The organism is Williamsia sp. MIQD14 (assembly GCF_051025635.1).
Lineage (GTDB): Bacteria > Actinomycetota > Actinomycetes > Mycobacteriales > Mycobacteriaceae > Williamsia_A.
In genome coordinates this window covers 1,216,603-1,240,613 of record NZ_JBPFDG010000001.1, presented here as the reverse complement: position 1 = coordinate 1,240,613, position 24,011 = coordinate 1,216,603, and the positions used below count along the sequence as shown (strand labels likewise).

Below are 24,011 nucleotides of genomic sequence, written 5' to 3'. Positions count from 1 at the left end.
GGTGGGGTCAGTCGGCGATCGGCGGCAGCGTCACGACCTGGCCGGCGTAGGCGAGGCCGGCACCGAAGCCCATCAGCAACGCCGTCTGACCGGGCTGCGCCGCGCCCGAGCGCAGCACCTCCTCCATCGCCATCGGGATCGACGCGGCGCTGGTGTTGCCGGTCTGCCGGATGTCGTTGGCCACGACGGTCTTCTCGCCGAAGCCGAGGACCTTGACCAGTGCCTCGGTGATCCGGCTGTTGGCCTGGTGCGGCACGAACACGTCGATGTCGTCGACGGAGACCCCGGCGTTGTCGAGGGCGTCGCGGCAGGCCTTCTCGAGGAAGGTGATGGCCCAGCGGAACACCGCCGACCCCTGCATGCGGATGTAGGGACGTTCGCTGGTGCCGCCGACCTTCTCGGCCTCGGCGACCTCGCGGAAATAGGTCTGGAAGTCCTTGTCCTGCTTGATCGCTGCGGTCTGGCTGCCGTCGGATCCCCACGACACCGGGCCGATGCCCTCGGCGTCGGCGACACCGATGATCGCCGCGCCGGCGCCGTCGGCGAAGATGAACGCGCAGCCGCGGTCGGTGGGGTCGAGCAGATCGGTGAGACGCTCGACGCCGATCACCAGCGCGTAGCGCGCGACGCCCGAACGGACGAGTCCGGTGGCGCTCGCGAGCGAGTAGCAGAAGCCCGCGCAGCCGGCCGAGACGTCGTACGCGGCGCAGTTGTCGAGGCCGAGTTCGGTCGCGATCACCGCGCCCGCCGACGGACCCAGGACCATCTGGCTCGACGTCGCGAGCACGACGCAGCCGATCTCGTGCGGGTCGATGCCGGCGGCGGCGATCGCCTTCTTCGACGCGGCCAGACTCATGCTGATGATGGTCTCGTCCTCGGCGGCGAACCCGCGGGTCTTGATGCCCGAGCGGCTCTGGATCCACTCGTCGCTCGAGTCGATCGCGTCGACGATCTCGGAGTTCGGCACCACACGTCGGGGGCGGTAGACGCCCAACCCGAGCATGCGCACGTGTGCGGTCGTGGGGGCGGTCGCCAGCACTGCAGTCATCTTCTTCTCTCCTCACCGGTCGGTGCGCCCTCGCCACCGCAGGGCCGTCGGCCCCGCCCGAAATGGTGTCGGTCGTACGGGCGCACCATATACAGACATGGTGCCCCTCACGGCACACGCTGTGTACAGGAGGTCGCCAGATGACGGTCGAGGTGTTACCGGGCGCAGGTCGTCATCGATGGGACGACACGTGGTTGACGTCGATGCAGTCGTTCCCGGCGACCGGGAACTTCGACCTGGAGGCAGGCGCCCACGGCGTGTTGATGGTCCACAACGAGGACATCGTCGACGCGGGCGGCGGCTTCGACACCCATCGGCACCGTGACGTCGAGATCGTCACCTGGGTGCTCGAGGGCAGCATCGAGCACCGCGACTCCGACGGGAACTGCGGGCTCATCACGCCGGGGCTGGTGCAGCGGATGTCGGCGGGTCGCGGCATCACCCACAGCGAGCGCAACGCGTCGACCCGGCGCGACAACGTCGCGGCCCACGTGGTGCAGATGTGGCTGCCACCCGACGCCGACGGGCGCGACCCGGGCTACGCCGAGCGGGACTTCACCGATGCGCTCGCCTCGGGTCGGCTGGTGACGGTGGTGTCGGGACGGGCCGCGCATCGCGACACCGACGCGCTCTCCATCGGCAACCGCTTCGTCGCCCTGCACATCGCGCGACCTCGGGCGGGCATGACGATCGAGCTCCCACCGGCACCGTTCGGGCACCTGTTCGTCGCGCGCGGTCAGATCGAGGTGGTCGGGGAGTCGGCGACCCCGCTGGAGGTGGGCGATGCCGTGCGCTCGGTCGACAAGCCCGCGATGACGGTGCGTGCGGTCACCGACGCGGAGATCCTCCTCTGGGAGATGCACGCGTCCTTTGACCTCTGAGTTCGGCGGTCGGGGATCGGTGGTCAGGGATCGTCGAGCAGACCGTCGACGACGAGGGTGACCACGCGGAGCTGATCGACGGACCGGGGGAGTTCACCGGAGCTGACCGCGTGCATGGCCAGGCCGTCGACGAGCGCGAGGACGGCGGTCGCCGCATCCGCGCAGCGGTGCCGGTCGGCGACACCGGCGCGCACGAACGCCTGCGTCAGCGATGCGCGAACCTCCCCCAGCACTCCGCGTTGCAGTTCCGCGAGGGCCGGCGTGACCGCCGCCCGGGCCGCGAACGCGATCTGTACCCGGGCCTCGTCCCGCCGCCGGTCGTCGAGGGGGAGCAGTTGCGTGAGGGCGCCGATCAGATCGCCGCGCACGTCGTCGCCGAGTTCCACGGCGTCGACCCGGTCGCGGATCCCGGTCACCACGGCGGTGAACGCGGCGACGATCAGATCGTCCTTCGTGCGGAACCAGTGCTGCACGGTCCCGATGGCCACCGACGCCTCGGCCGCGACCTCGCGCACGGTCACGCGGTCGAGACCGCGCTCGGTCACCACCCGCAGCGTCGCCTCGACGATCGCCGCGGCGGCGGCGGGGGTTGACTTCTCCGGCATACGGAGGAACATACATTTGTATGAACCCATACAGATGTATGCCTGAGCGCGTTCGAGGATTGCCCACCGCGGTGTGCGCAGCACTGGCCCTGTCGTGGATCCCGTGGGTGATCGACCCGGGCAGCGGATGGGTCTCGGCCGCGGTGCAGTCGGCGGTCTTCGTCACCCTCGCGGTGTCGGGCGTGGTGTGGCCGGGCGGGAAGGTCCTCGCGGTCCGCTGCGCCCAACGATTCCTGATCAACCCGAGTGTGCGGATCCTCATGTCGGTCGGGCTCAACCCGCTCGGACTGGTCATCCTCGAGACGACGGGGCGCGTGAGCGGGCGGCATCGACGCACCCCTGTGGGTACCGGCCTGCGGGACGGTGTCCTGTGGGTGATCGCCGAACACGGCATGCGGGCGAACTACGTGCGCAACATGATCGCCGATCCCCGCGTACGGGTACGCGTCCGTCGCGGATGGCGACACATCTGGATCGACGGGGTCGCCACCGTGCTGCCCGACGACGATCCCCTCGCGCGTCAACGCAGGATCGTCGGCCGTAACCCTATGCGCGCGTTCAACGCCATGAACGTCCGACTCCTCGGAGCCGACCTGCTCACGGTCCGCATCGACCCGATCGACAACGGTCCCGGTCAGGGTCGGACGAAGCCCTCGGCGATCATCCAGTCTCGGGCGACGACGGCCGCCTCCTCGCCGCCCACGTCGACCTTGAGGTTCAGGTTCGTGATGGCGTCGGTGGTGAGCTTGTTCGAGACCGGCGTCATCACCTGTTCGATGGCCGGGTGGTCCTTCGCGAACGCCTCCCGCATGACGATCGCCGCGTTGTAGTTCGGGAAGAACTGCTTGTCGTCGGTGAGAAGCTGCAGACCGAGGGACTTGATGCGGCCGTCGGTGGTGAAGACCTCCCCGAAGGGACATTCGGTCGCGCCCGCGGTCGCCTGATAGATGATGCCGCCCTGCAGGATCGACACCGGCACCTTCGTCGGCGGGAAGCCGTAGGCACGGGCCATCCCCGGGAAACCGTCCTGGCGCGAACGGAACTCGGTCTCCAGGCACACACGCGCCGCGTTCGGGTCACGGTTCACGAGTGCGGCGTAGTCGCTGAGCGTCTTCACCCCGGTCCGCTCGGCAACGGCTTTGCTGGTCGCGAGGGCGTAGGTGTTGTTCATCGGCGCCGGCGCGGTCCAGACGAGCTTGTTCTCCTTGAGGTCCTGATCGCGCACCGCCTCGAACTGGGCGCGCTCACCGATGACGGGCTTCTCGTTGCCGAGGTAGTTGATCCAGCCGGTGCCGGTGTACTCGTAGGTGATGTCGACCTGCCCCGCGATCTCCGCATCCCGTGTGGAGCGCGATCCGACGATGCTCGTGAGATCCCGGACGTCGGCTCCGGCGGCCATCAGCGCGTACTCGATGATGTAGCCGAGGATGGCCTGCTCGGTGAACTCCTTGGAGCCCACGGTGATCTTCACCCCGTCGAGTGACGGCACCTTCTGGATCGAACCCGACGTCACGGTGAACGGCGGGGTGCTGCCCGAGGACAGACCGCAGGCGGCGGTCGCCAGAACCAGCAGCGACGACAGTGCCAGCAGCGCAACATTTCTCATACGGCGCGTCATACTCGCAGCCCCTTCGGTCCGAGCCAGCGTTCCGCCAGTGCACCGAACCAGTCGACCATCATCGCCAGGCACGCGGCGAGCACCGAGCCCACCACGAGCGCGACGTAGTCGCGCAACTTGTACCCGGTGTCGATGAGGATGCCCAGGCCGCCGGCGTCGACGAGAAAGCTCAACGTCGCGGTACCGACCGCCAGCACCAGAGACGTACGCAGTCCGGCGAGGATGTAGGGGATCGCCAGCGGGAACTCCAGGCGGACGAGGATGCCGGTCTTCGACATCCCCTGACCGCGGCCGGCGTCGATGACGGCGGGATCGACGCTCGCATATCCCAGCAGGGTGTTGGCCAGCACCGGCAGCAGCGAGTAGATGGCGATCGGGATCACGCCGATCCAGAAACCGGTGGTCGCGGTCCACAGGAACAGCAGCACCAGCAGGCCGATGGCGGGGGTCGCCTGGCCGATGTTGGCGATCGCCACGGCGATGGGCGCCAACCTCTTCAGCCGGGGACGGCTCAGCAGCGTGCCCAGCGGCACCGCGATCGCGACCACGATCGCCGCGACGACCACGCTGATGACCAGGTGCTGCCACACCAGCGACGACACGTACGAGGCGTTGATGGTCTCCTTCTGGGTGGCCGTGAGATCACGGGTGAACGCCCAGATCAGCACCGCCGCGGCGACCGCGAGCACCAGTACCGGCTGGATCAGCAGCCGCAGGCGACCATCGCCGAGTTCGGAGTCGACGTCGGCGCCGACCGTGGTGGTCATGCCGGGTCCGTCGCGACGACCCCGTCGGAGACGGACATGTCACTGCTGTCGGGGATGCGCATGTCGCGGATCGCGGCCATCAGCGTCTCGATCACGACGACGCCCTCGTAGCGCCCGTTCTTGCCGGTCACGATCGCCGAGACGCAGCCGGTGGAGAGGATCGCCTCGAGAGCCTGTTGCAGCGTCGACGACATCGACACGAGATCGGCCGCGACACCGACGTCGCGCAGCGAGCTCGCGCCCCGCAGGTGGTGGTCGCGGACCCAGCGCACCGGGCGATCGCGGTCGTCGAGGATGACGCCCCAGTCGTCGGGCGTGCGGGCGATCGAAGCGGCGAAGTCGGTGGGCGTGTCGTTCTCGTGTGCGGTGGGTCGTTGTTCGAGTTCGACGTCACGGACCCGCACGAGGCCGAGTTGCTGGAGGAGCGCGCCGCTGCCGACGAATCCCTCGACCATCTCGGTGGCCGGGTTGGCCAGGATCGCCTCGGGGGTGTCGTACTGCTGGATCGACGACGCCTCACCGAGGACCGCGATGCGGTCACCGAGCTTCACGGCCTCGCTGAAATCGTGGGTCACGAACACGATCGTGGTGCCGATCTCGGCGTGCAGGCGGATCAGCTCGTCCTGCAACGACGCCCTCGTGATGGGGTCGACGGCACCGAACGGCTCGTCCATCAGGAGCACCGGCGGGTCGGCAGCCAGCGCGCGGGCCACCCCGACGCGCTGCTGCTGTCCGCCGGAGAGCTGCCGCGGGAACCGGTGGAGGTAGATCGCCGGGTCGAGGCCGACCAGCTGCAGCATCTCCTCGGTGCGCGCGGTGATCCGCTTCTTGTCCCACTTCAACAGTCCGGGGACCAACGCGATGTTCTGCGCGATCGTCATGTGGGGGAACAGCCCGGCCTGCTGGATCGAGTAGCCGATGGAGCGCCGCAGCTCGTTGGCAGGGATCGACAGTGCGTCGCGACCGCCGATCCGGATCGACCCCGACGTCGGTTCGATGAGCCGGTTGATCATGCGCATCGTCGTGGTCTTGCCGCAGCCCGACGGGCCGACGAACACGACGATCTCGCCGGCGTTCACGGTGAGCGACACGTCGTCGACGGCGGCGGCCTTCTGCCCGGGATAGCGCTTGCTGACGTGGTCGAGGACGATGTCGACGCCCGCGGACCCCTTCGTGCCTGTCGCTGTGCTGCTGGTGGTTTCGGTGCTGGTCATGTCAGTCACGCAGACCCTTCGACGTCGTGAGTCGTCCGATGAGGAGGTAGACGGCGTCGAGCAGCAGAGCCAACACGACGATGAGAACGGTGGCGGTGAGCGCCATCGGGATGGCGGTGGGGCTACCGACCCGCGCGAGTCCGGTGAAGATCAGGTTGCCCAGCCCGGGCCCCTTCGCGTAAGCGGCGATCGCGAGGATGCCCATCGCCATCTGCGAGCTGACCCGCATGCCCGACAGCACCGCCGGCCACGCCAGGCGTATCTCGACGCGCGTCAACATCTGCAACCGCGACATCCCGGTGCCACGGGCGGCGTCGATCAGGGCCGGATCGATGGACGACAGTCCGACGATCGCGTTGCGCACGATGGGCAACAGTGAGTAGAGGATCAGGGCGATGATGCTGGGGACCACCCCGAGTCCGAACAACGGGATGAGCAGGCCCAACAGCGCGAACGACGGGATCGTGAGGATCACCGACGACACCGAGTTCGCCAGCGCGGCAACCGTCGGGTTGCGGTAGGTGGCGATGGCGACCACGAGCGCGATCAGGGTGGCCAGGATGACGCTCTGCACCACGGCACTCACGTGCTGGTAACTGTCGAACAGGAGCTGGCGTCGATGGTCGGTGAAGTAGTCCCACACGTCGTCCACGTCGAGTCGATCCTCGTTCCAACCCACCCCGGGAGGGGTGCGGCGGCGATGCGAGATCGCGCGACCGTGCGTGGAGGCCCCGGATTCGCCGAGTCTTGACGAGAGACCACCGCCTGCCGCGGAAGGGTCGCGAATCGGGTGTACTCCGACCGTGTTCCCGCCGTGGCGCGTTCGGATCAGTATGCGCCAAACCTTGCCGCGCATCGCCGATCGCACGGAACATGCAGGTAGGACCACGTGCCCGTACGTGCTCCGATGTCGGATTCGCCGGTGTCGGGGTGTCGGTACCCGGGTCTGATCCACCGATGAAAGGCCCTGCAGCTGTGACCACGATCCTGGAACCGACCCACTCCCGCTCGAGCACCCCGATCGCCGCGCGGTCGCAACCGTCGATCGCGGTGACCAAGCTGGGCCACCACCTCGGCGCACGGATCGACGGCCTCACCCTGGGCCCGGCCCTCGATCCCCGCGTCGTCGAGGAGATCCGGCGCGCGGTGCTCACCCACAAGGTCGTGGTCATCACCGGCCAGCACCACATCGACGACGCCGCGCAGTACGAGTTCGCCGGACTGCTCGGCACCCCCACGAAGGCGCACCCGACCGTCCTCTCCCGGGGTGAGGATCTGCTGCCGCTGGAGGGCGCGGCCAACTCCTGGCACACCGACGTCACCTTCGTCGACCGCATCCCGAAGATGTCGGTGCTGCGCGCGGTGGTCCAGCCCAGCTACGGCGGCGCGACCATGTGGGCGTCGACCGTCGCCGCCTACGCCGCGCTACCCGCTCCGCTGCGGGTGCTCGCCGACAACCTGCGCGCCGTCCACACCAACGACTACGACTACGCCGAGCACCTCACCGTCGGCGACTCGAGCGACCCCGAGTACCGCGCGGAGTTCACCAAGACCGTCTTCCGCACCGAGCACCCCGTGGTGCGTGTGCACCCCGAGACCGGTGAGCGTGCGCTCACCCTCGGCCATTTCGTCTCCGGCTTCGCCGGGCTCAAGACCTCGGAATCGGCCGACATCCTGCGGCTGCTGCAGGCCCGGGTCGAGCGGCCCGACAACACCTTCCGGTGGAACTGGTCACCGGGCGACATCGCCATCTGGGACAACCGCTCCACCCAGCACTACGGCGTGGCCGACTTCGGCGACGCCTACCGCAAGGTCAACCGTGTGACGCTCGCCGGCGACATCCCGGTGGGTGTCGACGGCCGACCGTCGATCTCTCTCGCCGGCGACGCGTCGGCCTACTCGGTGGTCGACACCTCGCGCCCGGTGTCGGGGTTCGTGCCCGCCAGCGAGCGCAGCATCACCGCGTCGGGCGACTGAGACCGCGTCCGTACCATCGGCCGCAGACGAACGAGGAGCTGACATGGTCGAGGTATCCCGCACTTTCACCGTCGCCAAGGACCGGGCGGCCGTCGCCGCCTACCTGCGCGACTTCACCAACGCGACGCAGTGGGATCCGGGGAGCCAGGACAACGTCCAGACCACGCCGGGGCCGGTCGCGGTGGGCACCGTCTGGCACAACACCTCGAAGCTGGTCGGCGTCACCACCGAACTCGACTACACGCTGGTGCGTGACGACCCCGACCACCTGCGGTTCGAGGGCGTCAACAAGACCGCCACGAGCAGCGACGACCTCGCGTTGGCCGACGCCGGTGACGGTCGCACGCAGATCACCTATCGGGCCAACGTGTCGCTGAACGGTGCGGCCAAGCTGGGCGAACCCATCATGTGGCTGGTGTTCCAGAAGATCGCCGGCGAGACCGTCCGGTCGATGACGTCGGCGCTGGAGGCGCTGTCGTAGGCAGCGTCCTTTCTCGCTCCGGCGGAGCCTGAAGGGTCGCCTCCGGCGCCCCATCTGTGGGATCGTGCCCATCGTGAATGCTCCGGGTGTGTCCTCGGAGCCCGGTGCGGATGAGGTGTGATGCAGTAGATGGCTGCGGCGAAACGTTCCCGGCTGGCCACCGCGCGCCTGCACGAGCCCCGTCTCGAGGTGGTGTCGCGCCGCACCATCGGAGTCGCGGCGATGACCTTCGGCGTCGTCGGTGTCGTCACGCGCTTCTATCAGGACCCGACCGACGTCGTGGGCATCGTGGTGTGGGTCCTCGCCGGACTCGCCGTCGTGGCGGGCGTCGTCTGGATGACATCCCGCGTCTTCGTCGACGGTGTCGGCGCCCGGGTGTTCGCGCTGTTCGCCGAGCTGGGAACGCTGGGTGTCATCTGCACCATCACCCCCCGGGTCGACGCGATCATCGGGTGCGCGCTCTATTCGGTGACCGGGGCCTTCTTCCTCTTCTTCCTGTCACGTCCGTGGCTCATCGCGCACCTCGTCTTCGCGAGCACGGTCACCATCGCGTTCACCGCGTGGGCGATCGCCGGCGGAGAGGGCGTCGCCTACACGCTGGCCCGGACGATCATCGTGCTGCTGGTGCTGATCGGTCCGACGCTCACCATGGAACTGGCGTGGTCGACCTTCCGTCGCCGATCCGATCTCGCCGCGACCGACTCGTTGACCGGCGTGCACAACCTGCGCGGCATGTGGCAGGAGGCCATCCCGATGATCGATCGGGTCTCGGGCGCCGACACCTCCGTGGCGTTCGCGGTCGCCGACATCGACGGTTTCAAGAAGGTCAACGACGCCCACGGTCACGACGTCGGTGACGAGGTGCTGGTGCGCGTCGCGCACGAACTCAGCGAGCACGTCGGCACGGCCGGCTTCGTGGCGCGCAGCGGGGGCGAGGAGTTCACCCTCGTGATGGGTGGACCGGTCGAGACGGTGCGCGAGATGGCCGCGACCATCCCCACCGTGTTCGACGGCGGGGCCGAGGCGCCGTCGGTCACCATGAGCATCGGGGTGGTCGCGGCACAGCCGGCGCGGTCCGGGCGGGAGGCCGCGCGTGACGCGCGCCGGCGCGCCGATCACACGATGTACGAGGCGAAACAGTCCGGCGGCAACCAGATCCGCCTCGGCTTCTGACCCCACGGTCGACGACGCGCGTCGTACCCGCCCGGTAGAACTGGGTGATGCGACTCCACGAGGTCATCGAGACGTCGGAGGCGGTCGGCGCCGTGAGCGGCCGCCGCGCGAAGATCGCCCTCCTCGCCGAACTCATCGCGTCCCTCGAACCCGCCGAGGTCGTGCCGGTGGTCGCCTGGCTCACCGGTCGCCCCCGACAGGGACGGATCGGTGTCGGGTGGCGCACGGTGTCGGCCGCGCGCCCGGAGCCCGCCGCACAGCCAGGACTCTCGGTGCTCGACGTCGATGTCGCCCTGACCGATCTCACCACCGTCTCCGGTGCAGGGTCGACCGCGCGCCGCCGCGATCTCCTCGCCGGGCTCTTCGGTGCCGCCACCGCTCCCGAACAGGATTTCCTCGTCCGGTTGCTCACCGGGGAGCTGCGACAGGGTGCGCTCGAGGGCGTGGCGACCGATGCCGTGGCCTCGGCGTTCGACGTCGACCAGGCGTCGGTGCGGCGTGCGGCGATGCTGTCGGGTGATCTCGCGGTGACCGCGGCGGCCGCGTTGTCCGGGGGCGCCGAGGAACTCGCACGGTTCACGCTCACCGTGGGTCGCCCGATTCGGCCGATGCTCGCCTCGCCGGGCGAGTCGATGGAGTCCGCCTACGCCGCACTCGGTCCCGACGTCGTCGTCGAACACAAACTCGACGGTGCCCGAATCCAGGTGCATCGCGACGGGGACGAGGTCCTCATCGTCACCCGCACACTGCGCGACATCACCTCGGCCGTACCCGAACTGGTCGATCTGGTGCGCGCGCTGCCGTGTCGATCGGTCGTGCTCGACGGAGAGACGCTCGCCCTCGAGGACTCCGGGCGTCCGCGTCCGTTCCAGGAGACGATGAGTCGGTTCGGATCCGCCGCGGGCGATCTGCTGCTGTCGCCGTACTTCTTCGACTGCATCCATCTCGACGGCGAGGATCTGCTCGACGCGCCGCTCGAGAAACGGATGGAGGCACTGGAATCCGTCGCCGGGCCACACCGGATCCCCGCGGTGGTGCGCCCCACCGCGGCGCAGGCGCGCGCACACTTCGATGCCGCGATCGCCGCGGGACACGAGGGGGCGATGGTGAAGTCGCTCGGTTCCACCTACGCCGCGGGGCGTCGGGGTAAGAGTTGGTTGAAGGTGAAGCCCGAGCACACGCTCGATCTCGTCGTGATCGGGGTGGAGTGGGGTTCCGGTCGGCGGACCGGCTGGCTGTCGAACCTGCACCTCGGTGCCCGCGACCCCGACGGCGGACCGCCCGTCATGGTCGGCAAGACGTTCAAGGGACTCACCGACGAGCTGTTGCGCTGGCAGACCGAGGAACTCCCGAAGCATCAGTCGCACAGCGACTCCCACACGGTGTACCTGCACCCTGAGGTCGTCGTCGAGATCGAGCTCGACGGGGTGCAGACCAGCTCGCGCTATCCGGGCGGCGTCGCCCTGCGTTTCGCGCGGGTGTTGCGGTACCGGCCCGACAAGGAGGCGGCCGACGCCGACACGATCGACGCCGTCCGCGCCCTGCGGATGGGTGGGTGAGCCGGCGCCGTCAGCGCAGTCGCAGCGGCACGCCGCAGTCGGCGAACACCTCGATGATGTGGTCGAAGACCGACCGGTCGCCGCGCACCTGCGTCGACAGCTGTGCTCGGGCGACGTCACTGTGGTGCCACTCGAACTCGAACGGACGGTCGTCGGGGGTACCGAAACCCCCACGGAGACAATCGGCCAAGGCGTCGAGGTTCGCGCCGAAGTAACCGCCCGGACCGTTCACCGCCCGCCCGATCTCGGTGTAGAAATCCTCGGGCGAGGAGATCGCGTCGCCGTCGATCTCGTACCGCACCGGGTCCGAGGGACGGGCGGGGGCATCGGTCATGCGTCCACTATCTCGCAGAACGAGCCGTAGTGGTCACCGGTGTAGTAGAAGTGCGGCGGGGAGGTGAGCGGCGTTCCGCCGGTGACGATCCGACGGGCACCACGGGTCGACGCACCGGGGGTGGGAACCGTGTACTCGTGGTAGTAGCTCGACGACTGCGCCGGCAGCACGCCCTCGCGGTTGGAGAAGACGACCCCGTCGTTGGCGGGGTAGGGGAACGGACCGCCGGAGTGGATGCGGTCGACCGTCTGCGATGCCTGCGCAGGCAGGTTCGACAGGTAGCAGTTCGAGATGGCCGCGTCCGCGGTCGCCGGGGTGGCGAAGGCGATGGCGCCGAAGGTGGCGAGGCCGGCCAGTCCGGTCGCCAGGCGTGTGGTGACGCGTCGGGGGGAGGTGCGCGAAGGCAAGGTCGTTAGCATGCACAACAGTGTGGTCGACACCGATGACACAGGGTGATCGTCGAGGTGAACGGGGCGTGACAACTCCCTCGGCGAGAAGTTCTCAGCGGCGATGCGCCACAACGAGATCGAGCGACTGCTGCATGCGGGTCCAGGGTGACTTCTCCGAAGCGGGGCGACCGTAGTCCGACAGCAATGCCACCAGGGAATCCGAGGTCGTCGCCCACCCGTGTGCGTCGAGCCAGTCCTGCGTGGCGAACTCGCCGATGTCGAAGAACAGTTCGTCCATCGTGACGCCGAAGGCCGCGCCGTCGAAGTCGGCGTGGTCGGGTTCGAACGGCTCACGCGGCACGTCGAGGACCAGGACACTGCCCGAGGGTGCGACCGATCCGATGGTGGTGAGCAGGGACTCCTGGTCCTCGGCGCGCAGGTAGGGGAGCAGGCCCTCGGCGAGCCACACCGTGGGTACGTCCTCGCGGAGACCTGCGTCGCGCAGCGCGCCGAGCCAGTCGTCACGCAGATCGCAGGCGACAGTGACCCGATGGGCGTCGGTCTGAGCGCCGAGTCCCTCGAGGACCTCGTCCTTGAACTGCAGGACGGCCGGTTGGTCGACCTCGAACACCGGTGTCCCGGGAGCCCACGGGAGGCGGTGGGCGCGCGCGTCGAGGCCGGAGGCGAGGATGACCGCCTGCGCGCACCCCGAGGCGGTCGCGTCGGCGACGGTGGTGTCGATGCGCAGGGTGCGCGCGGCCATCATGTCGCGGAGCATCGTCACCGAGTCGGCCACCGACGGGTCGGTCGAGACGAGTTGCTCGATGGCCTCCGGGGTGAGGGTGTCGTCACCCGCGGCGCGGACGAAGGCGTCGGCGAACCGGTCGCTGATCAGGGCGTCGGGGCGTCGGGTCTCGAGTGCCCGCCCGAGGGCGACGAGCAGGGCGGTCCGCCCCACGCTGGAGGTGATGGTCCACGTGTCCTTGTTCGTACGCATAGCTAAATGCTACGCCGGTCGGGAGGCCCCGGACAGGACGGTGTCGCCGACGGCGGCCGCGGACTGGGCGTCGGCGACGATCGGCCCGAGCAGTCGGCCGCCGTTGAGGGCCCGCAGCACCGACGTCGCCCCGGGGTAGGAGTTGTAGTAGATCCCGGCGCACTCGCCGACCGCGTAGAGGCCGGGCACTGCCGTGCCGGCGGTGTCGAGCACACGGCCCGCCGCATCGGTCGCGAGACCACCGAAGGTGAACGTGATGACGCACGCCAGCGGCCACGCGACGAACGGGCCCTCGACGAGGGGTCGCGCCCAGTTCGACTTGGGGGGCAGCAACCCCCGCGTACCCACGCCGTCGCGGACGAGAGGATCGAACACGCCGGGAACGCAGGCCGAGTTGAACTGTGACACCGTCCATTCGAGCTCCGCAGGTTCCACGCCGATACGGGTCGCGAGGGCCGCGACGGTCGGCGCGCTGTACGGGGGACGGTCGCTGAGCACGGTGCGCTCGATGCCGGGGATGTCGTGGATGCGGGCGTCGGCGACGAGGAACGCACTCTGGTGTGCGTCGCGCCAGATCCGGTAGGCGACCTCCTCGAACGTGTTGTCCGGGGTGTCGGATCCCTCGTCGAGGAAACGCCGGCCGAATGCGTCGACGACGATCCCGTAGGGGTAGGCCATCACGAGGGCTTCGGGCCGGGTCGACCGGGCGTCGGTCGGCTCCCCGTGGAATCGGTCGTACTGGCCCGCCGGCGCGGCCCCGTTGCGCAGCGCCACCTCGATACAGGTGCCGTCGTTGTGGGTGCCGCCCGGTGCGATGGTCCGCATCTCGCCGGCGGAGGGTCCCAGGAAGCGTTCGCGCATCTGTGCCGAACCCTCGAACCCGCCGGCGGCGATCACCACCGACCGGGCGCGCAGCGTCTCCGGGCCGGCCGGGGTGTCGAGGTGCACCGACCATCCGTCGTCGGTGCGGGTCATGTCCACGACGGTCGACCGGTAGCGGATCTCACCGCCGAGACGGGTGACCGATCGTGACAATGCGTCGACGATCGCCGCGCCGCCGCCCTGCGGCATGAGACGAGGACCCCGCGAGGTGAGGAAATAGGTCGTGTCGGTGATGAACCGCACGCCGTGCCCGCCCGCGAGCCAGTCGATCGTCTGTCGACATCCGTCGGCGAGGGCGGTGATGTGCTCGGTGGGGGTACGCCCCTCGCTCAGGGTGTGCATCCGGTCGGCGAAGTCGTCGGACGGGTCACCGTCGGCCGTCGTGCGGAAGAACGCCGACGTCCAGGCCGTGTTGCCCCCGCGGTGTGCGGCGGGCGCGCGTTCGAGAACGGTCACGCGCGCACCGCCGCGCTGTTCGAGGATGCTGGTGGCGGCGGCGAGTCCGGCTGCGCCGCAACCGATCACCACCACGTCTACGTCGTTCATCTCATGCTCCTCGGGTCTCGGGGCGGATGTGGCGGGGAAGGGTCGTCGCGACGAGTCCGGCGGCGACCGTACAGGCGACGCAGAGGACGACGACGCCGTTCCACCCGTGACCGTGGAAGGTGGCGGTCGCGACGGTGGCGCCGACACTGTTGGCGACGTAGTAGACGGTCAGGTAGAGCGCCGAGGCCTGAGCGCGTGCGGTCGTCACCGACGCGCTCGCGCTCGCCGACGCCACCACGTGCCCGGTGAAGAACCCGGCGGTCACGATGATCAGTCCGACGGCGATCGCCGCGAGGGAATCGGCGACCGTGACCACCGTTCCGATCGCCGCGAGGACGGCGCCGATCATCAGGGTGCGGTCGACGCCGATGGACCCCGCGACCTTGCCGACCCGTGGGCTGGTCATCGTGCCGACGAGGTAGATGAGGAAGAACGCGCCGACGGCGCCCTCGCTCAGCCCGAACGGTGACGCCTCGAGCCGGAACCCGAGGACGGTGTACACGGCACCGAAGACCACCATGAACAACGCGCCGAGGAGATAGATCCGCAGCAGCAGGGGATTGCGCAGGTGTCGGCCGAGGGTGCCGACGAGTTCACGGGGCGTCAACGGATCCGACCGTCGGGGACCCTCCCCGGGGATCAGCGTGCGGAAGACGACCGCGCACAGCATCGACAACACACCGAGCACACCGAGCGCGACGCGCCATCCCGCCCACTCGGCGACCAGGCCGGAGACGAACCGCGACCCCAGACCGCCGATGCTGTTGCCGGACAGATAGATCCCGATGGCGGCGGTGATGTGTCGCGGATCGATCCGGTCGGCGAGGTAGGCCATGGCGGTGGCCGGCAAACCCGCGAGCGCGAGTCCCTGCACCCCGCGGAGGCCGATCAGCCACCAGGCGTCGGGGCACAACGGCAGCACGACACCGATCACGGATGCGGTCACGATCGACCCCGTCATCACCGGCACGCGGCCCACGATCTCCGACAGGCTGCTCATCGGGATGAGTCCCAGCGCCACACCGGCGGTCGTCGCGGAGATGGTGAGGCTGGCGACGACGGGGCTCACCTGCAGCCCGGATGCCAACTGCGGCAACAGACCCTGGGTCACGTACAGCAGGAGGAAGACGCCGACTCCCGCGGAGAACAACGCCACCATGGCGCGCCGGTACTCGGGATCGGCCGGGAGCAGCAGCGCGGGTTCGGTGCGCGGTGGGGTCGAGGTGCGGCTTCTCATCGGGTCGACGCTAGGCAGCAGGGCGTCATGCGTCCAATGATGAATCGCCCTAACATTCATGCAATGACGCATGAGAGCGAGATCGAGACACCGGTCGACGCCACCACCCTGATGCCCAAGCTCGCCCAGTTCGCCGCCGTGGCGGCGTCCGAACACATGACCAATGCCGCTGCGGCGCTGGGTGTTCCGCAGTCCACCGTGAGTCGGTCGCTCGCCCGACTCGAGGCAGAACTGGGTACGCAGCTCTTCGTGCGCCAGGGCCGGTCGGTCCGGCTCACACCGGCCGGACGCACGTTCGCCCACCACGTGTCGCGGGCGATCGACGAGATCACGGTCGGGATCGCCCAGACGCTCGACACCGTCGACCCCGGTCGCGGCCGGGTGGCGTTCGGCTTCCCCCTCACCATGGGCGGCGACACCGTGCCGAGGGTGGTCCGCGACTTCCATCGTCACCATCCCCGCGTCCTTCTCGATCTCACCCAGGGCAGCGGTGAGGACCTGCTCGATGCGTTGCGTCACAACAGGATCGATCTCACACTCCTCACACCACCACCGGCCGCCCCGGAGATCGAGTCGGTGACGGTGCAGTACCAGTACCTGCGGTTGCTGGTGCCCCGAGGACACCGACTGGCCGAGCAACGACGAGTGCGGCTCAGCGAGGTGTGTGACGAACCGTTCGTGGGTTTCCCGGACTCGTACTGGATCAGTGCGATCGTCCGCGGACTGTGCGAGAGAGCGGGTTTCAGTCCACAGACGGTGTTCCGCAGCCGCGAGTCGGAGACCATCCGAGGGTTGGTGTCGACCGGGCTCGGGGTGGCCGTGATGCCGCCGACCGCCGCCCGGTGGCCGGGCGTCGCCGAGCTGGAACTCGTCGACGCCGACGCCTACCGCGAGATCGGCCTCGTGTGGTTGCGCGACCGGACACTGCCGCCGCCGGTGGCGCTGTTCCGCGACTTCATCGTGTCCCGACGGCATCAGTTCGCGGGCGGCCCCGGCGCCACGAGCGTCGTCAGCCCGCGCTGACCTTGGCCGCACGCTCGGCCAGGGTCTCGCCGCCGATCGACCAGCTGTCGTTGTCGACCTCGTCGATCGTCGCCCACACGCTGGCGGGCTTCGCGCCGGTGACCTCGACGTACACGGCGGTCAACTTCTCGAGCAGTTCCTTCTTCACCTCGGGGGACTGGCCGGGGGTCTGGACGATGTGCAGCAGCGGCATGGCAGTTCCTTGCGATGGGAGTGAGGACGACGGCCGATCGGCCCCGCCTGTGAACGTTTGCGACGCTAACAGCGGGTTCGCCGAGGTGCGCGCCGTGTGGGCGGTCTCACATAGCGAAGGAGCTATACCTCGGCGATCCACCGACTCGCGGCCGAGGCACGTGCGAGGACCTCGGCGTAGGTCGTCCCCCGGGCCGCGGTGAGACCGAGGCGTTCGACGAGGGGCGGTCCCCCGGTGACGGCCTTCCAGCGCAGGACGGGATCGGGCTCGATGGCCGAACGTGGACGCAGCGACACCAGATCGGGATTCGTCTGCAGCACGTGCTGGAACAGGATGTGCCTGCTGGTGTCGGCGACCACCAACTCGGGTGCCCACCCGTGCACACCGAGCGCCGCGAGCAGCGAACTCGCGTAGAGCGGTGCCGTGGCGGTGTCGAACCAGAGCAGCCGCTGGGTGGCCAGCCGCTCCCACGGCACCGCGTCGAGCTCGGCAAACGGGTGGTGACGGCCCACCACCACGCCGAGTTCCTCGCGCCACACCTCCGCGCCCACGAGACGGTCGGTGGCCAGCGGGAGGCGCGCCAGCCCGAACGCCAGTTCCCCGTGCTCGAGCAGCGTCGCCTGACGCGTGGACCCGGCCGATCGCAGCTCGATCCGCGCCGACGTCGCGACCACGTCGCGGGCCTGCGCCTCGAGCGCGACCTCCACGAGCTCGACGACGTGGGCCGGTACGCCCGAACACACTCCCAACGTCCAGGAGTGACTCGTGCGCACCGCATTGTCGACCGCGGTACGCAGGGCCGACGGCAGCGAGTCGACGCCCTCGAGGAAGCGACGACCCGCGGGGGTCAGGGCCATCCCTCCCGCCGACCGCGCGAAGAGCTCGACCCCGACACGCGTCTCGAGCTTGCGGAGCTGATGGCTCAGGCTCGGTTGCGCGATGTGCAGCTCCTTGGCCGCAGCCGACACGCTGCCCTCGCGCACCACGGTGAGGAAGTACCGCAGGTGGCGGAACGCGATCTCGTCGAGATCGCTCATCGGGGGCTCCGCACGTGGGTGGTCATAGCCATTCGACTATAGCCCGCAGCCCGAATGGGTCTTACCTTCCTCCGTCCCGGCGCCGATACCGTCGATCCCGATCGGACCCGTCTGTCGACTCGCCCGCGATCGGAGAACCCCATGGCACCCACACCGACCACCAGCGCGCCCGCGGACTCGAACGATGTCGTCGGATCCGCACTGATCGAGGCCGAACTCGAGACGCCGGCGCCGACCCCCACCCGGTCGCGGTGGTCGTTCTGGCTCGTCACCGCCGCGACCGCACTCGCGCTCGCGGCCAGCGGCACGCCGTCTCCGCTGTACGTCGACTACCAGGCCAAGTGGGGCTTCTCGTCGACGACGGTCACGCTGATCTACGGGATCTATGCCGGCGGTGTCCTGCTGGCCCTGCTCACCATGGGCGGCCTGTCGGATCGGATCGGACGCCGGCCGGTGATGATCGGCAGCATCGGCGTCCTCGCGCTGAGCATGGTGGTGTTCGTCTTCGCCGACAACGTCGCGTGGCTCTACGTCGCCCGGGCCATCCAGGGCGTCGCGACCGGGGTGTTCACCGGGGCCGCGGGAGCGGCGTTGTCGGAGTTGCACTTTCGTCGCGACCATCGCATTGCGTCGCTGGTCAACAGCACCGCCACCGCCTCGGGCATCGCGTTCGGGGCCGTCCTGACCGGAGTTCTCGCGCAGTGGGCACCGGCCCGTCTCGTGCTCCCCTACCTCGTCGTTGCCGGGCTGTCGGTGCTGGTGTTGGCCGGTATCGCCATCTGGGTCCCCGAGACCGTCGCGGCACGACAGTCACTCCGCAGCAGCCTGTTCCGTCTGCAGCGCCTGAGCCTGCCCGCGGGTATCCGACGCGAGTTCGCGATCGGCGGTCTCAGTGTGACGGCGGCGTGGTCGGTGGGCGGGCTCTACCTCGCCCTCGGCGGAACCATCGCCAAGGAGCTCCTCCATGTCAACAACCACCTGGTGGCGGGCCTGGTCATCCTCGCGGTGCAGGGCGTCGGCGGCCTCGGGCAGCTCGTGTGGAACCTCAGCCGGCCGACCGCGTCGGTGCGGTCGTCGGCGCTCGTCGGCTCCGCAGCGCTCATCGTCGGTCTGGTTCTCGCGTCGATCGCGCTGGCCACCTCGAGCTCGGCGGTGTTCTTCGTCGGTGCCGTCGCCACCGGCGTGGGGTTCGGGCTGGCGTTCATGTCCGGGACCCGGCGTGTCACCCAGGCCGCGCCCGACGCCCAGCGCGGCGAGGTGCTCGCCGCCTACTTCGTCATCGCCTACATCGCGATCTCGGTGCCCGCCATCATCGCCGGTCTCGTCTCGACCCATCTCGGGATCACCGAGACCTTCTACTGGTTCGCCGGTGTCACCTCGGTGATCGCGGCGATCGTTTTCATCGCCGGGTTGGCCGAGCGCGACCACTGATGCGAAAACGAATCGGTGGGGACGCAGGCGTGGATCGATCCGCCGACGGCGCGGATCACCACCTCACCAGCGCGATGATCTGGTCCGAACCGCCTGTTAACCGCCTGGTCACGAAGCCCGTGGTGACCTGAATCACGCCCGGATCGAGAAGCTTGTGGTGAGCAAGTAGTTTTCCTAACTTCTCCCTGGGACGCGATGGCGCCTCCCGCAGAACGTGTGGCACACCCACCGAACACTTCTGAAGCGGAGTAGGGCTCAAATGATCACCAACATCGATGTGACGCTGCGCGACGGCGGATATCGCAACGGATTCAACTTCACCCTCGACTATGCCCTCGACCACGCGCGCCGCAGCGTCGAATCGGGTTTCGACTGGGTGGAGATCGCCTATCTCAAGGGATCTTTCGACCCCAGCAAGAGCACGGGCCTCACCGGCCGCGGCGATCCCGACTACGTGCGGGCACTGGCCGACACGATCGGCGCCGACCACGTCGGTCTGATCGGACACCCGAAGAACATCGACCACTCCGACCTCGTCGAGGCCTATGCGGCCGGCGCGCGTCTGATCCGGCTGTGCGTGTCGCCGACGTCGTCGGCGGCCGATCTCGACCTGTTGGGTGCGGCCAAGGACATGGGTTTCACCGTGTGCGCCAACCTGACCCGGGTCAGCCGTCTGTCGGCACGGCAGATCGCCGAGATGTCGTTCCGACTCGCCGAGGCCGGTGCCGACGTCGTCTACCTCGCCGACTCGAACGGCAGCCTCCGTCCCACCGATGTCAGCTCGCTGGTCAACCTCGTGTCCACCGTCGCCCCGGCCGCGACCGGTCTCCACGCCCACAACAACCTCGGCCTCGCCCTGGCGAACGCGTTGGCCGCGGTGAGCAACGGGGCGACGTGGATCGACTCCTCGGTCCTCGGGATGGGCAAGGGCGCAGGCAACCTCATCGCCGAACAGTGGATCGCCTACCTCGACCGCGATCCGGCCATCGAGTCGCCGGCGGTGGATCTCGGTGTGCTGCTCGAGCTGTCGGACCACCTCGCCGCATCGGTCGTCGAGTCGCGTCCGGCGCTGCCGATGACCGATCTGCTCATGGGGCACTTCGACCTCTCGATCGAGCAGCGCGAACACTTCCGTGGCAGCCACCGCGACTCCGTGGTGGCCGCGCGTGATCTCCAGAGCATGGCCTCGTGAGGCGCCGTCGCCACGCGGTGGTCTTCGGACCCGTCCAACCCGCTTTCGACCCCGTCTTCTTCGACCCGGTCACTGGATGGCTGGGCGAGCAGGGGTACGCGGTCGAGATCCTCGACAGCCTGGCCGTCGTCGACGACCCGATGATGACGATCACCGACGTCGCCGACGAGTGGATCCGTCGACGACCCGACCTGGCCGAGGTGGGCCTGCTGTGCGGCAACGCCTTCGGAGGAGCGGTCGCCCAGGCGATGCTTCCCGCTCTGCCGCGTGACATCGCCGTGCTGGGGCTCTCCGCCCCGACGGTCGCCGACGATCGTCTCGCCGCGCGCCTCGGCGACGTCGCCCACCACGCGCGTATGGGCAATCTGGCCGGCGCCCTGTGGACGCTCGACGACTTCGTCCGGTCGGAGGCGATGCCTGCACCGGCACGGGTGGCGACACCGGTCGTCGCCGATCAGAATGCCGCCTGTCGACGCATCGAACTGGGGATGTCGCTGCTGACCGACCTCGACGTGAGCGCCGCCGTCGTCGCGCACACCGGCCCGGTGCTCAGCATCGTCGGGGAGCGGTCGCGACTGGTGACCCGGAGCCATGCCCGGGTGCCCGCGCACGGCGCGACGGCCGTGATCCCCGACGCCGGGATGCGTCCGCACCGGGACAACGCCGCTGCGGTCGCCGACGTCCTCGCGGCGCAGCGCGCCTATCTCGCAGGCGACGCGGACCATGCGGCGCCACAGCATCTTCCGACACATCGCATCGACACCATGGGGGCGGCATGACCACGATCGCAGTACTTCCCGGCGACGGGATCGGACCGGAGGTGACCGATGCGGCCCTGCCCGTGATCGCCGCGGCCGGTCTGGACTGGGACCTCGAGTTCGGCGACGTCGGGTGGAGCTGTTGGCAGACCGAGGGCGATCCGGTGCCCGAGCGGACCTGGGATCTGATCGACCGGACCGACGGGTGCCTGCTCGCGGCCATCACCAGCAAGCCGTTGCGCGAGGCCGAGGCCGAGCTGCCCGCGGACCTGCGCGGTACCGATCGTCGGTTCGTCTCCCCGGTGATCCAACTGCGACAACGTCTCGGGCTCTACGCGAACCTGCGTCCGGTCACCGACTTCCGCGACGACGCGTTCGCCTTCGAGGTGGTGCGCGAGAACACCGAGGGTCTCTACGCCGGATTCGACTACCACGGTCTCGACGGTGAGCTCTGGGACCTCGTCTCCGGGCACCCCAACGCGGCCGCATCGGGTGCCGCCGATTCCAGCGTCAGTCTGCGGTTGCAGACGCGGGTCGGCATCGATCGGTTGCTGCGCTTCGCGTTCGACCGGGCCGTCTCCGGCGGACACCGTCTCCTCACGCTGGCCGACAAGCCGAACGTGCTGCGCCAGAGCAGCAACTTCCTGCGCGGACGGCTCGAGGAGATCGCCGACGAGTACCCCGGGATCGACACCGAGATCGCGAACGTCGACGCCGTCGCGCTGTGGATGGTGAAGAGCCCCGAACGCTTCGGCGTGGTGGTGGCGGAGAACATGTTCGGCGACATCCTCTCCGACCTCGGCGCCGGGGTCATGGGTGGCCTCGGGCTGGCGAGCAGCGCGAACATCGGCGACGGCGGGTGTTACTTCGAACCCGTACACGGGAGTGCGCCGAAGATGGCCGGAGCCGGTCGGGCCAACCCGATCGCGATGATCCTGACCATCGCCCAGCTCGCCGACCACCTCGGCGAGACCGACTCCGCGACCCGCATCCGCGACGCCGTCCGTGCGGTGATCCGCTCGGGGACCGCGGTCACCTACGACCTCGGCGGGACCGCCACCACCGGCGTCGCCGCCAAGGCCATCATCGAGGAGCTCTCATGACCGTGACCACCGCCGTGCTCGACGACATCCTCGAGCGCCTTCGACACACCGACACCGCCGCGGTCTCCGACGCGCTCGACAGCCTCGGCATCCCGGGAGTCCTGCGCGGGATCACCTGTCGTGTACCGGGTGTCACCACCGTCGGGGTCGCCTACACCGTCACCTACGGGCCGGTGGCCGACAGCGGCGGTCGTGAGGGGGCGACCTTCCACAACGCCGCGAACTACATCGACGACGTCCCCGCGGGGTCGGTGATCGTCGTCGACAACGGCGGCAGTCTCGACTGCACGAACTGGGGCAACATCCTCACCTCGATGGCCCTCCGGCGCGGCATCGCCGGGACCGTGATCCACGGCTCCGCGCGCGACGTCGCCGAGATCCGTACGCACGGTTACCCCCTGTTCAGCACCGGGGTGTCGATGGTGAGCGGCAAGAACCGGGTCACGTTGTCCGCCATCGGGTCCGACGTCGTGATCGACGGCGTGCGGGTGAGCTCCGGTGACGTCATCGTCGGCGACGACAACGGGGTGATCCGGATCCCGCAGGCCATCGCCGAAGCCGTCACCGATCGCGCGGTGCGTGTCGACGAGACCGAACGCGCGATCGCCGACGCGGTGCGGACGGGGATGCGACTCGACGAGGCGCGGGCACAGTTCGGGTACGCGACCCCGTGGGAGCCGGCGTCGGCGCGGTGACCACACCGGTCACGCTGGATCCGCACCGTCTGGCGTTCGTCGACCTCCACCATCACGCCGGTGTCGACACCCTGCGGCGGCGCCGCAGTGTGGTGCAGACAGGGGAGGCCTACGCCGCGCTGTCGAGCTGGGTCGTGGTGAAGAGCCATCTCGTGCCCACCACGGCGACGGCGTGGGAGGCCCGGGAACGCGGGCTGCCGGTGTCGGGATCGGTCGTCCTCAATCACGGTGTGGGCGGGCTCGACACACGCGCGGTCACCACCGCGGTCCTCGCCCACGGTCCCGATGCACCGGCCCGCACGGTCGTCTACCTGCCGACGGTGACCGCGCACGCTCACCGGTCGGGTGGGAGCGCCTCGGCGTTCCACCCGGACATCGCGGCACACGCCGCCGGGGTGGCCGTCTGCGACACCGACGGCCGGCTCCGACGGGAGACGATCGAGGTCCTCGCGTGCTGCGCGGACCTGCCGGTGGTGCTCGCGACCGGTCACAGCACGCGCGAGGAGGTGCTGCGGATCGTCGACGCGGCGGTCGACCGCGGGGTGTCGCGGCTCGTGGTGACGCACGCGACGCACCCCATGGTGGGACTCACCGCCGCAGACCTCCGCGATCTCGCCGATGTCGAGGCCCTCCACATCGAGCTGACGGCACTGACCTACATCCTCGACCGACAACGTCCCGAGCAGTTCGTCGAGGCCGTCGCCGCGCATCCGCGGGTGCTCCTCAGCTCCGATCTGGGTCAGCCGACCACGGTCGACGTCGTCGACTGGCTGCCGTGGACGCTCAGGTGGTTGCGCGCGATCGGTCTCGACGACGACGCCGTCCGGGCCCTGCTCGTCACCACACCGGCGGCACTCATCGCGCCCTGAGG

The 24,011-nt window shown here is 69.2% G+C and carries 25 protein-coding genes and 1 pseudogene; 13 read left to right on the top strand and 13 right to left on the bottom strand.

All coding sequences use genetic code 11. The annotated features are described in order from the left end of the window. Nucleotides 1-7: 7 nt before the first annotated feature. Nucleotides 8-1,048, bottom strand: coding sequence for a beta-ketoacyl-ACP synthase III (fabH, locus tag ACQ7HM_RS05370; RefSeq protein WP_434215182.1), 1,041 nt, complete (start codon nt 1,046-1,048; stop codon nt 8-10). Nucleotides 1,049-1,188: 140 nt separating this feature from the next. Between fabH and ACQ7HM_RS05365 the strand changes: the two genes are divergently transcribed. Beyond that, nucleotides 1,189-1,929: a pirin family protein gene (locus ACQ7HM_RS05365; RefSeq protein WP_434215181.1), complete on the top strand. Its 741-nt coding sequence runs from the start codon at nt 1,189-1,191 to the stop codon at nt 1,927-1,929. A gap of 23 nt (nt 1,930-1,952) precedes the next feature. Here the strand turns inward: ACQ7HM_RS05365 and ACQ7HM_RS05360 are convergent, their stop codons facing one another. After that, nucleotides 1,953-2,534, bottom strand: a complete 582-nt coding sequence (locus ACQ7HM_RS05360) for a TetR/AcrR family transcriptional regulator (protein ID WP_434215180.1) — start codon at nt 2,532-2,534, stop codon at nt 1,953-1,955. Between the two features lie 20 nt (nt 2,535-2,554). Between ACQ7HM_RS05360 and ACQ7HM_RS05355 the strand changes: the two are divergent. Continuing rightward, nucleotides 2,555-3,130 (top strand): annotated as a pseudogene (locus tag ACQ7HM_RS05355) (nitroreductase/quinone reductase family protein); the annotation flags it as partial. A gap of 38 nt (nt 3,131-3,168) precedes the next feature. On the opposite strand, the gene ACQ7HM_RS05350 reads toward ACQ7HM_RS05355, so the two are convergent. The 4 genes from ACQ7HM_RS05350 to ACQ7HM_RS05335 are packed head-to-tail and all read right to left on the bottom strand — an operon-like array spanning nt 3,169 to nt 6,785. Further along, nucleotides 3,169-4,140, bottom strand: a complete 972-nt coding sequence (locus ACQ7HM_RS05350; RefSeq protein WP_434215179.1) for a glycine betaine ABC transporter substrate-binding protein — start codon at nt 4,138-4,140, stop codon at nt 3,169-3,171. 8 nt (nt 4,141-4,148) lie between these two features. Then, a complete protein-coding gene (locus tag ACQ7HM_RS05345; protein WP_434215178.1) occupies nt 4,149-4,919 on the bottom strand; it encodes an ABC transporter permease in 771 nt (256 codons plus the stop codon). Beyond that, on the bottom strand, nt 4,916-6,133 hold the full coding sequence (locus ACQ7HM_RS05340; protein WP_434215177.1) for an ABC transporter ATP-binding protein: 1,218 nt from the start codon (nt 6,131-6,133) through the stop codon (nt 4,916-4,918). The genes ACQ7HM_RS05345 and ACQ7HM_RS05340 overlap by 4 nt, the downstream gene beginning before the upstream one ends. Nucleotide 6,134: 1 nt before the next feature. Beyond that, a complete protein-coding gene (locus ACQ7HM_RS05335; protein ID WP_434215176.1) occupies nt 6,135-6,785 on the bottom strand; it encodes an ABC transporter permease in 651 nt (216 codons plus the stop codon). Between the two features lie 332 nt (nt 6,786-7,117). Between ACQ7HM_RS05335 and ACQ7HM_RS05330 the strand changes: the two genes are divergently transcribed. The 4 genes from ACQ7HM_RS05330 (at nt 7,118) to ACQ7HM_RS05315 (ending at nt 11,323) form a co-directional block, all read left to right on the top strand. Continuing rightward, a complete protein-coding gene (locus ACQ7HM_RS05330) occupies nt 7,118-8,110 on the top strand; it encodes a TauD/TfdA dioxygenase family protein (RefSeq protein ID WP_434215637.1) in 993 nt (330 codons plus the stop codon). 43 nt (nt 8,111-8,153) lie between these two features. Continuing rightward, on the top strand, nt 8,154-8,591 hold the full coding sequence (locus ACQ7HM_RS05325; RefSeq protein WP_434215175.1) for an SRPBCC family protein: 438 nt from the start codon (nt 8,154-8,156) through the stop codon (nt 8,589-8,591). Nucleotides 8,592-8,720: 129 nt separating this feature from the next. Then, complete coding sequence (locus ACQ7HM_RS05320; RefSeq protein ID WP_434215174.1) at nt 8,721-9,764, top strand: diguanylate cyclase; 1,044 nt, start codon at nt 8,721-8,723, stop codon at nt 9,762-9,764. A gap of 47 nt (nt 9,765-9,811) precedes the next feature. Then, the gene (locus tag ACQ7HM_RS05315) at nt 9,812-11,323 is read left to right on the top strand and encodes an ATP-dependent DNA ligase (protein ID WP_434215173.1); all 1,512 of its coding nucleotides are present in this window, start codon (nt 9,812-9,814) and stop codon (nt 11,321-11,323) included. 10 nt (nt 11,324-11,333) lie between these two features. Here ACQ7HM_RS05315 and ACQ7HM_RS05310 read toward each other — a convergent pair whose 3' ends face one another. The 5 genes from ACQ7HM_RS05310 to ACQ7HM_RS05290 all read right to left on the bottom strand — a co-directional run bounded on the left by ACQ7HM_RS05310 (nt 11,334) and on the right by ACQ7HM_RS05290 (nt 15,708). Beyond that, a complete protein-coding gene (locus tag ACQ7HM_RS05310; RefSeq protein WP_434215172.1) occupies nt 11,334-11,657 on the bottom strand; it encodes a barstar family protein in 324 nt (107 codons plus the stop codon). Next, nucleotides 11,654-12,076 carry a ribonuclease domain-containing protein gene (locus tag ACQ7HM_RS05305; RefSeq protein ID WP_434215171.1) on the bottom strand — a complete coding sequence of 141 codons (423 nt, stop codon included), beginning with the start codon at nt 12,074-12,076 and terminating at the stop codon, nt 11,654-11,656. The genes ACQ7HM_RS05310 and ACQ7HM_RS05305 overlap by 4 nt, the downstream gene beginning before the upstream one ends. A gap of 82 nt (nt 12,077-12,158) precedes the next feature. After that, entirely contained in the window at nt 12,159-13,043 is an 885-nt protein-coding gene (locus tag ACQ7HM_RS05300; protein ID WP_434215170.1) for an SAM-dependent methyltransferase, read from the bottom strand. A 9-nt stretch (nt 13,044-13,052) separates the two neighbouring features. Then, complete coding sequence (locus ACQ7HM_RS05295) at nt 13,053-14,471, bottom strand: FAD-dependent oxidoreductase (protein ID WP_434215169.1); 1,419 nt, start codon at nt 14,469-14,471, stop codon at nt 13,053-13,055. A gap of 1 nt (nt 14,472) precedes the next feature. After that, nucleotides 14,473-15,708: an MFS transporter gene (locus ACQ7HM_RS05290; RefSeq protein WP_434215168.1), complete on the bottom strand. Its 1,236-nt coding sequence runs from the start codon at nt 15,706-15,708 to the stop codon at nt 14,473-14,475. 63 nt (nt 15,709-15,771) lie between these two features. On the opposite strand from ACQ7HM_RS05290, the gene ACQ7HM_RS05285 reads away from it, so the two are divergent. Continuing rightward, nucleotides 15,772-16,731, top strand: a complete 960-nt coding sequence (locus tag ACQ7HM_RS05285) for a LysR family transcriptional regulator (protein WP_434215167.1) — start codon at nt 15,772-15,774, stop codon at nt 16,729-16,731. Here the strand turns inward: ACQ7HM_RS05285 and ACQ7HM_RS05280 are convergent. Then, a complete protein-coding gene (locus tag ACQ7HM_RS05280) occupies nt 16,718-16,924 on the bottom strand; it encodes a tautomerase family protein (RefSeq protein ID WP_434215166.1) in 207 nt (68 codons plus the stop codon). The two genes, ACQ7HM_RS05285 and ACQ7HM_RS05280, sit on opposite strands and share 14 nt — an antisense overlap. Nucleotides 16,925-17,046: 122 nt before the next feature. After that, nucleotides 17,047-17,961 (bottom strand): LysR family transcriptional regulator, encoded by a 915-nt coding sequence (locus ACQ7HM_RS05275; RefSeq protein ID WP_434215165.1) that lies wholly within the window; start codon nt 17,959-17,961, stop codon nt 17,047-17,049. 141 nt (nt 17,962-18,102) lie between these two features. Here ACQ7HM_RS05275 and ACQ7HM_RS05270 point away from each other — a divergent pair, with 141 nt between their 5' ends. The 6 genes from ACQ7HM_RS05270 to ACQ7HM_RS05245 all read left to right on the top strand — a co-directional run bounded on the left by ACQ7HM_RS05270 (nt 18,103) and on the right by ACQ7HM_RS05245 (nt 24,009). After that, the gene (locus tag ACQ7HM_RS05270) at nt 18,103-19,392 is read left to right on the top strand and encodes an MFS transporter (protein ID WP_434215164.1); all 1,290 of its coding nucleotides are present in this window, start codon (nt 18,103-18,105) and stop codon (nt 19,390-19,392) included. Nucleotides 19,393-19,651: 259 nt separating this feature from the next. Then, entirely contained in the window at nt 19,652-20,584 is a 933-nt protein-coding gene (locus ACQ7HM_RS05265; RefSeq protein WP_434215163.1) for a hypothetical protein, read from the top strand. After that, nucleotides 20,581-21,363, top strand: coding sequence for a hypothetical protein (locus tag ACQ7HM_RS05260; protein ID WP_434215162.1), 783 nt, complete (start codon nt 20,581-20,583; stop codon nt 21,361-21,363). Before ACQ7HM_RS05265 ends, ACQ7HM_RS05260 begins: the two co-directional genes overlap by 4 nt. Beyond that, nucleotides 21,360-22,445: an isocitrate/isopropylmalate dehydrogenase family protein gene (locus tag ACQ7HM_RS05255; RefSeq protein WP_434215161.1), complete on the top strand. Its 1,086-nt coding sequence runs from the start codon at nt 21,360-21,362 to the stop codon at nt 22,443-22,445. Before ACQ7HM_RS05260 ends, ACQ7HM_RS05255 begins: the two co-directional genes overlap by 4 nt. Next, nucleotides 22,442-23,140, top strand: coding sequence for an RraA family protein (locus tag ACQ7HM_RS05250; RefSeq protein WP_434215160.1), 699 nt, complete (start codon nt 22,442-22,444; stop codon nt 23,138-23,140). Before ACQ7HM_RS05255 ends, ACQ7HM_RS05250 begins: the two co-directional genes overlap by 4 nt. After that, nucleotides 23,137-24,009 carry a DUF6282 family protein gene (locus ACQ7HM_RS05245; RefSeq protein ID WP_434215159.1) on the top strand — a complete coding sequence of 291 codons (873 nt, stop codon included), beginning with the start codon at nt 23,137-23,139 and terminating at the stop codon, nt 24,007-24,009. The genes ACQ7HM_RS05250 and ACQ7HM_RS05245 overlap by 4 nt, the downstream gene beginning before the upstream one ends. Nucleotides 24,010-24,011 lie beyond the last annotated feature (2 nt).

Excerpts from the sequence above, each read along its gene's own strand:
- fabH (WP_434215182.1), bottom strand. The coding sequence starts at position 1,048 with ATGACTGCAGTGCTGGCGACCGCCCCCACGACCGCACACGTGCGCATG.
- ACQ7HM_RS05365 (WP_434215181.1), top strand. The coding sequence starts at position 1,189 with ATGACGGTCGAGGTGTTACCGGGCGCAGGTCGTCATCGATGGGACGAC.
- ACQ7HM_RS05360 (WP_434215180.1), bottom strand. The coding sequence starts at position 2,534 with ATGCCGGAGAAGTCAACCCCCGCCGCCGCCGCGGCGATCGTCGAGGCG.
- ACQ7HM_RS05350 (WP_434215179.1), bottom strand. The coding sequence starts at position 4,140 with ATGAGAAATGTTGCGCTGCTGGCACTGTCGTCGCTGCTGGTTCTGGCG.
- ACQ7HM_RS05345 (WP_434215178.1), bottom strand. The coding sequence starts at position 4,919 with ATGACCACCACGGTCGGCGCCGACGTCGACTCCGAACTCGGCGATGGT.
- ACQ7HM_RS05340 (WP_434215177.1), bottom strand. The coding sequence starts at position 6,133 with ATGACCAGCACCGAAACCACCAGCAGCACAGCGACAGGCACGAAGGGG.
- ACQ7HM_RS05325 (WP_434215175.1), top strand. The coding sequence starts at position 8,154 with ATGGTCGAGGTATCCCGCACTTTCACCGTCGCCAAGGACCGGGCGGCC.
- ACQ7HM_RS05320 (WP_434215174.1), top strand. The coding sequence starts at position 8,721 with ATGGCTGCGGCGAAACGTTCCCGGCTGGCCACCGCGCGCCTGCACGAG.
- ACQ7HM_RS05315 (WP_434215173.1), top strand. The coding sequence starts at position 9,812 with ATGCGACTCCACGAGGTCATCGAGACGTCGGAGGCGGTCGGCGCCGTG.
- ACQ7HM_RS05310 (WP_434215172.1), bottom strand. The coding sequence starts at position 11,657 with ATGACCGATGCCCCCGCCCGTCCCTCGGACCCGGTGCGGTACGAGATC.
- ACQ7HM_RS05305 (WP_434215171.1), bottom strand. The coding sequence starts at position 12,076 with ATGCTAACGACCTTGCCTTCGCGCACCTCCCCCCGACGCGTCACCACA.
- ACQ7HM_RS05300 (WP_434215170.1), bottom strand. The coding sequence starts at position 13,043 with ATGCGTACGAACAAGGACACGTGGACCATCACCTCCAGCGTGGGGCGG.
- ACQ7HM_RS05295 (WP_434215169.1), bottom strand. The coding sequence starts at position 14,471 with ATGAACGACGTAGACGTGGTGGTGATCGGTTGCGGCGCAGCCGGACTC.
- ACQ7HM_RS05290 (WP_434215168.1), bottom strand. The coding sequence starts at position 15,708 with ATGAGAAGCCGCACCTCGACCCCACCGCGCACCGAACCCGCGCTGCTG.
- ACQ7HM_RS05285 (WP_434215167.1), top strand. The coding sequence starts at position 15,772 with ATGACGCATGAGAGCGAGATCGAGACACCGGTCGACGCCACCACCCTG.
- ACQ7HM_RS05280 (WP_434215166.1), bottom strand. The coding sequence starts at position 16,924 with ATGCCGCTGCTGCACATCGTCCAGACCCCCGGCCAGTCCCCCGAGGTG.
- ACQ7HM_RS05275 (WP_434215165.1), bottom strand. The coding sequence starts at position 17,961 with ATGAGCGATCTCGACGAGATCGCGTTCCGCCACCTGCGGTACTTCCTC.
- ACQ7HM_RS05270 (WP_434215164.1), top strand. The coding sequence starts at position 18,103 with ATGGCACCCACACCGACCACCAGCGCGCCCGCGGACTCGAACGATGTC.
- ACQ7HM_RS05265 (WP_434215163.1), top strand. The coding sequence starts at position 19,652 with ATGATCACCAACATCGATGTGACGCTGCGCGACGGCGGATATCGCAAC.
- ACQ7HM_RS05255 (WP_434215161.1), top strand. The coding sequence starts at position 21,360 with ATGACCACGATCGCAGTACTTCCCGGCGACGGGATCGGACCGGAGGTG.
- ACQ7HM_RS05250 (WP_434215160.1), top strand. The coding sequence starts at position 22,442 with ATGACCGTGACCACCGCCGTGCTCGACGACATCCTCGAGCGCCTTCGA.